Origin of the sequence: Bifidobacterium longum subsp. longum JCM 1217 (genome assembly GCF_000196555.1) — a bacterium.
In the GTDB taxonomy this organism is placed as follows: Bacteria; Actinomycetota; Actinomycetes; order Actinomycetales; family Bifidobacteriaceae; genus Bifidobacterium; species Bifidobacterium longum.
Genome location: NC_015067.1, coordinates 2375404 through 2385164, shown reverse-complemented (window position 1 = coordinate 2385164; position 9761 = coordinate 2375404). Strand labels below are relative to the sequence as shown.

Genomic DNA, 9761 nt, shown 5'->3' with positions numbered 1-9761 from the left:
GGTGGCCCCTTCTGTCGCTGTGGCGAAATACGTACAACAGATAATATTTACTCTGGTTTAGACAAGTTATCCACCGTGTCGCGTGTTGAAATAACTGGATTGTGAATAACAAACATGTAATTTGTGGATAACTTTTGGCCGTGAATGGTTGGTATTCCGCCGATTATAAGAGATTTGGGGCGTGTCTCGCAACGTGTCGAAATGTGAAAATACTCCGTCCGTTTTGACTTGAGGGTAGGGGTGAGAGTACTTTGGTATAGCTTGACTCACGTGAGGGCAGCGCGAAGCGTTGCCGAATAGACCTAGGAGCAATGGATTATGAAGAGGACGTTCCAGCCGAACAACCGTCGTCGCCACATGAAGCACGGCTTCCGCCTGCGCATGCGCACCCGTTCTGGCCGTGCGGTGATCAACCGTCGCCGTGCCAAGGGCCGCAAGACCCTCTCCGCCTGATCATTCCGATCAGTGCCACAGGCATAGTCGAGGTGGAGAGGCTTCAAAGCCATCGTGATTTCGTCACCGTGCTGAAACGCCGGCGCAAAGCAGGTGGCAAGGATATCGTCGTGCACTATTTGGTGCCCGACGACCATCATGATGATGACGACCGGACGGTGCATCGCCGTTTGGGATTAGCTGTCTCCAAATCGGTAGGACATGCGGTCACCCGTAATACGGTGAAGCGTAGGTTTCGTGTATTGGCCAGAGCCCATGAGGATCTGCTGCCCGCGCATTGCGATATCGTTTTGCGCGCCAAGCCCAGTGCAGCGACCGCATCGTTCGCTTCGCTAGATCAGCAGATCGCGAAGGCTTTTGCCACGGTGGCGCATAAGGTGGCTGAGGCATGACAGCTTCTTTCAAGGCGGTGATGATTGGTGGGGTGCGCTGGTATCAACAGCACATCTCGGCAAACACACCGCCTTGTTGCAAGTATTATCCAACGTGCTCGAATTATGCCATTGAGGCATTGGAACGGTATGGCGCGTTCAAAGGGGGAGTGCTCGCCGTGCTGAGATTACTGCGTTGCCGGCCGTGGAGTCGTGGGGGAATCGACGATGTTCCACAACGGTATTCCGTTTTTTACAGGTTTTCGTGGTCGAAGGCTCATGAAGAGCCTCGACTGACACCATTGGCCACAACCCAAAGAGAGGCCCAACGATGAACTCAAATGAATTTCTGCTTGATAGCGGGTTTTGGGGATTTCTATATAAAATCCTGACTCCCGTTGAGTGGTTGCAGACCTGGATCATGAAGATCGTGCATGACTTCTTCGTGATGCTGGGCGTGAGCCCGATTGGTGTCTCATGGGTGCTTGCCATTATCATCCTGGTGCTGGTGGTGCAGGCTTGTATCTTCCCGCTGTTCTACAAGCAGATGAAGTCGATGCGCAAGATGCAGGCATTGGCGCCGAAGATGCAGCGTATTCAGAACAAGTACAAAGGCAAGACGGATCAGGCTTCCAGGGAGGCCATGAGCCGTGAAACCATGAAACTGTATCAAGACAATGACGTCAATCCGGCTGGCTCCTGCTTGCCTATGCTCATTCAGGGCCCGGTGTTCATGTCCATGTTCTATACGCTGTCGGCCATTCCATACATTGCCAACGGTAAACGCGATGCGTTGGGCGCGTTCGACGTAGCAACCGCCAAGCAATTCACCCAAACCGATGTGTTCGGCATTGTCAGCGTGACCGATAACTTCACCAGTGCTGCCGCTAGTGGCAAGGCGGTCATCGGTATCTTCGTGTTCCTGATGTGTTTCTGCCTGTGGTTTATGCAGTACTTCAGCATGAAGCGCAACATGGCAGCTGCTTCGATGAACAAGCAGACCGAGACCATGCAGAAGGCTATGCTGTGGCTCTTCCCGGTGATGTACATCTTCTCCGGTGTCGCCATGCCGTTCGCCGTGCTGGTCTACTGGCTGACCAACAACGTGTGCAACCTCTGCCGCACATTGTGGCAGGTGTACGCATTCCCGACCCCTGGCTCTCCGGCTGCGGCGGACAAGGAGAAGCGCGATCATCGTAATGAGAATGCTCGCCGCGCAAAGGCCGGCCTGCCCTCTCTGGAAGAAGAAGCATTGGCCAAGGCCAAGGAAGAGGCCGAGCGTAAGGCCACTCAGGGCTATCAGCGTCAACAGCCCGTGCGTAAGCGCAAAAAGAAGTGACGACTATGTCGGTGCGAGTTCGATGTTTCACGTGAAACATTCAACACGCACCGACATTACTTTCTCTGTTCGGGGGAGCAGGGCTTAGACTTGGAATTCAAACACGACATGAAGGAGTAGCGTATGGCACAGGATGACGTGAAGTCGATCGACCAGCTCAACGAAGAGGCTGACATCGCCGCGGATTACCTTGAAGGCCTACTGGATATCGCCGACTATGAGGGCGACATTGAGATGGGCGTGCGTAATGACCGCCCCACCGTGCAAATCGTTGCTGATGACGATACTGACATCAAACATCTTATTGGCCGTAATGGTGAAGTCGTTGATGCTCTGCAGCAATTGACTCGTCTGGCTGTACAGCAGAAGACCGGCGAGCGTTCTCATCTGATTGTGGATGTCGACGGTTTCCTGAAGCGCAAGCGTCAGCACCTCCGTGATATCGCCTTGGATGCCATTGACGCAGTGAAGGATTCCGGCGAGCCGTATGACTTGAAGCCGATGAATTCCTTCGAACGTAAAGTCGTTCACGATGTGGTTCGGGAAGAGGGGCTGAAGTCTCGCTCGCACGGTGAGGAGCCTCATCGTTACGTGACGGTGTATCTCAAGAATAGAGTCGAGGATACCGCCGAAGACGACGAGCTTGATCAGGAGTAATTGCTCGGCGAGTTTTTTTGAGATGACAGGGACGTTCGACGGATGTCGTCTTTGAACAAACTAAAGTGACCGCATGGAGAATGGCGTCGTAATGAGCGGCGCCATTCTCCATGTTGATTGTTTCACGTGAAACATGGTGAGGGAGATGGCTATGACGGATCAGCTGCAGGGGTCACCTGTACTTGCTGAGGTCTTGGGTGATGCGTTGCCGAAGTTGGAGCGTTTCCATGCCAAGATTGCCGAAGAGGGTGAACCTCGTGGATTGATCGGCCCCCGTGACGTCGATATCATTTGGGAACGGCATATTCTGAATTCCGCTGCGATTGTGCCGTACGTTCGGAATGCGACGAATGGTATTCGCTTCAAAACAGTTGCCGACGTCGGCAGTGGTGGTGGTTTTCCTGGATTGGTGGCTGCCGCGTGTTTGCCGGATCATGACTTCACGCTGATTGAACCGATGGAGCGGCGAATCGAATGGTTGCATGAATGTGTTGGCCTGATGCAACTGCAGAACGTTGAGATTATTCGTGGACGCTCCGATGCCGTCATCCAGCAGGTACGGAAGCGGGAAATTCATCCGTTCGCTGTTGTCACGTGTCGTGCGGTTGCTCCTATGACCAAACTCTCTGGCTGGACGTTGCCGTTGCTGAAACCGTCAGGACAGTTGATCGCACTGAAGGGACGGTCTGCTCAGGCTGAAATCGACAAGGCTGGCAAGGAGATTGCAAAATTCGGTGGTCGTCGTCCACGCGTCGTTGAGGCGGCTGTCGGACCGGATCTTGAGCCTACCCACGTGGTGATTGTGGATAAGCGATGAGTGGAGTACTGATTGAGTTATCCACATTTCCATATGTGCGTAAAAGTTATCCACATTTTTACGGGACGATGTGCAGAATGATGAAAACACTGATTTTTCAATGTTTTTCGTCTGCGAATACATAATCTAACACTCAACGTCATTCACACTTATCCACACTTATCCACATTGTATATCGCAATTGTGGATAACGAGCATCATGTCCATACGAATGAGAACACTGGAACTTACGTCTGTGCAAGGAGGAGCGATGTCCACCAAGGATCATCAGTCGGAACCTATAGAATCGGCTTCCGAAACGCTTCAGCGAATATTCGATGGTCACGGTTCAGTGCTTGGCAGCCAGATGGCTGATGAAAGCTCACGCTACGATGTACTCAAGAAAACCGATTTCCCCAAACCTCAACGTACCCGTCGTATTGCCGTGGCCAACCAGAAGGGGGGAGTGGGTAAAACCACATCCACGGTAAACACCGCTGCGGCGCTGGCGAACAAGGGCGCGCAGGTGTTGGTCATCGATATGGACCCGCAGGGCAATGCCTCTACGGCGTTGGGTGTATCTCATGCATCGGGAGAGCCCTCGGTCTATGACGTTATCGAGGGGCGTTCCGATCTGGGTGATGTTATCACGGTCTGTCCTGATTTTCCCACACTTGATGTTGTGCCTGCATCAATCGATCTCAGCGGTGCCGAGTTGGAAGTGGCTGATCTGCCCAACCGAAACACATTGTTGAAGGAGGCCTTGGACCTCTACCTGCGTCAATCAGATAAACACTATGATTACGTGTTCATTGATTGCCCGCCCAGCTTGGGCCTCTTGGTCATCAACGCCATGTGTGCAGTGACCGAGATGCTGATTCCTATCCAGGCTGAGTATTACGCATTGGAGGGTCTTGGCCAGCTGATTAACACGATTGGTTTGGTGCAAGAGCATTTCAATCCCGTACTGCTGGTGTCCACCATGCTCGTCACGATGTTCGATCGCCGAACGTTATTGAGCCGTGAAGTATATAACGAGGTTAAGGGACACTATCCCAGCATTGTGCTGAATACCACCATCCCGCGTTCAGTCAAGATCTCCGAAGCGCCGAGTTTCTCCCAATCGGTGATTGCCTATGATCCTCGTGGCATAGGTGCCATATCGTATGGTGAAGCAGCTTTGGAAATCGCACAGCGTTCGCAACAAGTCCTTGACACCATTGATGCGAGGAGGAACAAGTAATGGCATCAAAATCACGACTTGGTAAGGGCCTTGGCGCTTTGTTCCCCACATTGCCAGGGGAGGAGCCGGTGGCGGAGCAGCCCGCAATGATTGCGGAGGATTCGTCTACTCCGGAGGCCACTGCTGACATAACCCCCGCCAAGAAGGTTACTGCCCAGCAGGAATCAAAACCTGCCGTGCCTCAGACGATATCGTCCAGCAAGGCAGTCAAGAAAGCCGCCGGTAAACGCGCATCCATGCCCGCATTGGACACCATTACTCATCCTAGCGACCTGTTTTTCGGTACGGAGAAACCTCAAACCGGTAAGGTCGCCGCACCTCAGCAGGGCGGCAAGTCGTCTGCGTCTCAGACGGCACATCGTACATCCGTCACTGTCAAAGATGTTTCACGTGAAACATCTTTGACTGCATCGGCGGCAAAGACCGCTGACACAGATAAGAAGGACGAGCTCAAGCCGGTAGCCGGTGGTTATCTGGCTGAACTCAAACTGTCTGATATCGGGCCCAATGCACATCAGCCTCGTACCATCTTCGACGAGGATGAGTTGAATGAGCTGTCTGCTTCCATTAAGGAAGTTGGTGTGCTGCAACCGATAGTCGTGCGCAAGCGTCCGGCAAGCCAGATTGCTGCGGCCAAAGCCGCCAAGCACGACGAGACGGAATCCAGCACGAATCCGTTTGCCGGTCATTTGGACAGCCCGTATGAGCTCATTATGGGTGAACGCCGTTGGCGTGCTTCTCAGTTGGCTGGGTTGGAGACGATTCCCGCCATCGTCAAAACCACTGCGGATGATGATATGCTCCGCGATGCATTGCTGGAAAACTTGCACCGTGTGGCCTTGAATCCGCTGGAAGAGGCGGCTGCCTACCAGCAGATGATTGAAGAGTTCGGGTTGACACAAGTACAACTGTCCAAGTCGGTGTCCAAGTCTCGCCCGCAAATCGCCAATACCTTGCGACTGCTGAACCTGCCGGCTTCTGTGCAAAAGAGAGTGGCTGCCGGTGTGCTATCGTCCGGTCATGCGCGTGCGCTATTGGGCCTGAGCGATCCGGAGGAAATGGACAAGCTGGCTTCTCGTATTATTGCGGAAGGTCTTTCTGTACGCAGCACCGAAGAAATCGTCGCCATGAAGATTGCGTCGGGGGAGCAGCCGAAGAAGCCTAAGACGTCTAAGACCAATCCTTGGGTTGGTTCCGCCATCCAGCAGAGTTTGGAAAATCATTTCGATACCAAGGTGTCGATTAAGGGCAGCACCAAGCATGGTCGCATCGAAATCGTCTTTTCGTCACCAGAGGATATGGATCGCATCCTGCAGCTGCTGGTGCCGAGCCAAGGCGATGCCGATTCCAAATGGGTGTAACACGATAAGAACATTCGTGTTGTCGCCGGCATTATTGCTGTGCAGTGCGTTGTATGCGCAAGACGTTATAGCCTCTGCGTGATTCCTGGCAGGGGCGTATGCCTGCGTTGTAGCCCCTGTCGCAATAGAAAACCCCTCAGGCTGGAGGGACAATCACACATCGTGATTCTCCGTCGCCTGAGGGGTCTTTCTATGCCTTTGACCGATACGTACTATCCAAGGGCGGCATGCTGTAACACTGACCTAGCGTTGCTCCTATGTCACAGGCAGCAGCCAGAACAGCAAGCCACCATCAGTCCGCCACCATCAGTCCGTAAGATAGGCCTGCGTATCCAGCGCTGCACGGCAGCCCATGCCCGCTGCGCTGATCGCTTGACGATAAGTACGATCCACGCAATCGCCTGCAGCAAAGATGCCTGGCGCACTGGTCACCGTGCTGGCACCCTGCACCACGACATATCCATCATCGTCACGGTCCACAACACCGGCCGCAAAATCAGTGGCTGGCGTATGACCGATAGCCACGAATACGGCGTTGGTGTCCAGCGTGCTTTCTTCTCCGGTCACCACATTACGTACGGCGATGCTGCTGACACTGGCCGGTGCTACAGCCGGTCGTTTGAGCGTCAAGCCAGGAATGGCAATAGGTGCACCGGTGTTCTGTGTGGGGGAGGAGGTGCCGGTAATGGAGGTCACCACTGTGTTGGTCATCAGAGTGATGGTCGGATTGGCTTTGGCTCGGTCCACCATGATCTGCGAGGCGCGGAAGCTATCGCGTCGGTGAATCAAGGTGACCGAAGAACCGAACCGGGTCAGGAATAATGCCTCTTCAAAAGCCGAATCGCCACCGCCTACGACCACGATAGGCTTGTTCCTGAAGAAGAAGCCATCGCAGGTGGCGCAGTACGAGACGCCATGTCCGGACAGCTCCTGTTCGCCGGGCACCCCAAGCTTACGGAATGACGACCCTGTGGCGATGATAAGCGACGATGCCTCCAATTGGGAGTCATCGGAGAGTGTTACACGATAGGTCGGCTTGACCGAATCACTCTCACACGCCTCGATGGAAGAGACATCGTCTGCGATATAGGTTGTACCGAAGCGCTTGGCCTGTTCCTTCATGCGATCCATAAGATCCGGGCCAAGAATACCTTCCGGGAATCCGGGGAAGTTCTCCACCTCAGTGGTGTTGACCAACTGTCCACCTGGCGACAACGCACCAGTGACCATAACAGGATTGAGACCTGCGCGGCCAAGATAGATGGCGGCCGTGTAGCCAGCGGGACCAGAACCGATAATGATGACGTTATGTTTCACGTGAAACATTGTCACACCCCCATACGATATTCCGTGTCATTCAGCCAGATGCGAAGAAGGGGCGGTATCGTCGAATGTATGCGAACGGTACCGCCCCTTCTTGGGTCAGTCATCGGCATAGATGCCGATTAGAAGACCTCCACCTTTTCGATGTACAGCTGGTTCTGCGGCAGGCTATCCGATGGCACCCACAGCAGCAGATCCTGCGTCTTGACGGCTTTGGTGAACTTCACCTCAGTAGTGCCACCTTCAGCAAAGGTGAATTCGGCCACCTGCTTGCCTTGAGTGGGGTCCCCAGTGGTATTTGCGCGAATATAGCCCTTACCACCGGATGTGCGGATGGTGATAACCATGCGGTACGCATCCTGCGGCTGGTCAAGGTGCATGTAGTATGCGTACCCGGATTGGCCGCCAGGATTCGACAGGAAGTTGGCGCTGGAAATCGTAAACGCCGTGTTGTTCTCATGGCTCGGTTGCGGAACAGCGCTGGAATCCTTATCGCCGGACTTCTTGGCCTTGGTCTTCTTGGACGACGAATCAGCAGTCTCGGACTTCTTGGACTTGTCTGATGCCGAGTCCTTGGATTCGCTCTGAGTGGCATCACTCGATTTTGAAGAATCGTCAGTGGTGCCACCGTTCGTCGCGTTCTCGCTGCCACCAAATGGCACAGCGTCAGCATTGATATCAGGCCAGTCACCTTCACTGGAGTTGCTGGAAGCATCGGCAGGATTGTCTCCGGAGGATCGGAACGCATGCACTGCCCAAACAGCCGCTGCCACTACCAATATCAGAGCCACAATGATGGCAACGACCTTGGTCGACAGTTTGCCGAACAGATGTTCATCGGGCAGCTTGCTGTCAACCTCGTCATCCGGCACATTCTTCGGTGTGAAGCTCGGAGGAATGGCGCTTACTTCGGCAATGCGGGCCTGCTCCTCTTCCAAGGCACGCAGCGATTCCTCACCAGGAGCCACAGCACGGCCGCTGGCGTCGAACACGGGAATACGACTGGTTGTCTCTCCCACGGCGGCATCGGAAATACCGCCGGTAACAATAGGCACTGTCAACCGAGTATTATCACCCGGACCGCCGATGGGGGCCGGATTCATTTCGCTGTACCAGTCACCGGTGCCTTCACCGGAAAGATTTTCGTGCTCCCAGGCGTCAGAAAGGTTGAAGTCAAACAGACGGCGGGCATCAGACTGAGACTGGTTACCGTCAGCAGTACTGGACCCATCAGGCAGAGGAACCGGTGACATCGCGTGCGGAGCGGGGACGGCGGCCGTCTGAACCGGCAGGGAAGGGGTAATAGACAATTCCGGAAGACTGCTGCTGTTAATCAACGTGCTGGGAATAGGCACGATATCAGTCTCGTTGGCAGGCTTCAGTATCGCCTTGGTAATCGAGCAATCGCTTTCCACGCTCGGCAAAGCAATATCAGCATCGCTCAGTTCAGAGAGCGGCTTCCAATTACCCAACAAGGCATCGAGTTCTACAAGGGCAGCCATTGGCAACGTATGATCGTCGGGCTCGCTCAAGGCCAATCCACGCTTGCAAATCACGCGGAATTCGCCAGGGGTGTCTTGCGGCAAGGCACGCAGATTGAATGTGGGTGTCGCTTGGCTTGGCGTGCGTGTCAGCAGGGTGTAGAGTAATGCCGCAAGCTGGCGAATCGCATACCGTTCAGGACCGTCCGTGCGCAGATCGGTAGCGGACGTATCGGCCAGCATCGTGGCACATGGTGCATCGGCAATTTGCACACCGGAGGTAGTCACTCGAACGGTGTCGGTTGTGATGACGATGCCGCTGGGAGTATCCGCAATGACCTCGCGCAGCACGTCGGCGCATTCTCCGATAATCGACCGGATGGCGCTGTAGCTGAGCGGCTTGGCGGTATCTACCATGTAGTCAGTCAGGCATTGGCCGCTATCCACCGGCATGACAATGAGAAGTACGTCGGATTCCATACGGTATTTCAGTATGGGAATCACACGATCAGGGCGAGTGGCGGCGATGCGACCAGCGAGCTCATCGATTGCGGCGAAAGCGCTGCGATCGGTAATGATGAACAGCTGGCAATCCTTTGCCAGCACACGGTCGTTGGCTTTCCATGCCTGAATGCCAGGCTCCTCACGCAACGATGATACCAAGGTGTATCGGTTGAGAATCGTGTCTCCGAGTTGCGGTTTCATAGTGCGTTCGGCTCCGTGTGATTGGTGTTCGA

At 54.3% G+C, this 9761-nt stretch carries 10 protein-coding genes; 8 read left to right on the top strand and 2 right to left on the bottom strand.

Translation table 11 applies throughout. The features are described 5' to 3' along the window. Nucleotides 1-318: 318 nt before the first annotated feature. The 8 genes from rpmH to BLLJ_RS09965 all read left to right on the top strand — a co-directional run bounded on the left by rpmH (nucleotide 319) and on the right by BLLJ_RS09965 (nucleotide 6220). Entirely contained in the window at nucleotides 319-453 is a 135-nt protein-coding gene (gene rpmH, locus BLLJ_RS10000; protein WP_007051768.1) for a 50S ribosomal protein L34, read from the top strand. A gap of 32 nt (nucleotides 454-485) precedes the next feature. Next, nucleotides 486-845, top strand: coding sequence for a ribonuclease P protein component (gene rnpA / locus BLLJ_RS09995; RefSeq protein WP_007051769.1), 360 nt, complete (start codon nucleotides 486-488; stop codon nucleotides 843-845). After that, entirely contained in the window at nucleotides 842-1159 is a 318-nt protein-coding gene (yidD, locus tag BLLJ_RS09990) for a membrane protein insertion efficiency factor YidD (protein ID WP_007051770.1), read from the top strand. Before rnpA ends, yidD begins: the two co-directional genes overlap by 4 nt. After that, nucleotides 1156-2163, top strand: a complete 1008-nt coding sequence (yidC, locus tag BLLJ_RS09985) for a membrane protein insertase YidC (RefSeq protein ID WP_007051771.1) — start codon at nucleotides 1156-1158, stop codon at nucleotides 2161-2163. Before yidD ends, yidC begins: the two co-directional genes overlap by 4 nt. Before the next feature lie 123 nt (nucleotides 2164-2286). Then, nucleotides 2287-2820, top strand: coding sequence for a Jag family protein (locus tag BLLJ_RS09980; protein ID WP_007051772.1), 534 nt, complete (start codon nucleotides 2287-2289; stop codon nucleotides 2818-2820). Between the two features lie 151 nt (nucleotides 2821-2971). Continuing rightward, entirely contained in the window at nucleotides 2972-3637 is a 666-nt protein-coding gene (rsmG, locus tag BLLJ_RS09975; protein ID WP_007056575.1) for a 16S rRNA (guanine(527)-N(7))-methyltransferase RsmG, read from the top strand. Nucleotides 3638-3887: 250 nt separating this feature from the next. Next, nucleotides 3888-4859, top strand: coding sequence for a ParA family protein (locus BLLJ_RS09970; protein WP_007051774.1), 972 nt, complete (start codon nucleotides 3888-3890; stop codon nucleotides 4857-4859). After that, nucleotides 4859-6220: a ParB/RepB/Spo0J family partition protein gene (locus BLLJ_RS09965; protein WP_013583045.1), complete on the top strand. Its 1362-nt coding sequence runs from the start codon at nucleotides 4859-4861 to the stop codon at nucleotides 6218-6220. Before BLLJ_RS09970 ends, BLLJ_RS09965 begins: the two co-directional genes overlap by 1 nt. 306 nt (nucleotides 6221-6526) lie before the next feature. Here BLLJ_RS09965 and BLLJ_RS09960 read toward each other — a convergent pair whose 3' ends face one another. Beyond that, nucleotides 6527-7546 carry an NAD(P)/FAD-dependent oxidoreductase gene (locus BLLJ_RS09960; RefSeq protein WP_007051786.1) on the bottom strand — a complete coding sequence of 340 codons (1020 nt, stop codon included), beginning with the start codon at nucleotides 7544-7546 and terminating at the stop codon, nucleotides 6527-6529. Nucleotides 7547-7665: 119 nt separating this feature from the next. Then, entirely contained in the window at nucleotides 7666-9729 is a 2064-nt protein-coding gene (locus BLLJ_RS09955; RefSeq protein ID WP_013583044.1) for a protein kinase family protein, read from the bottom strand. Between the last annotated feature and the right edge of the window lie 32 nt (nucleotides 9730-9761).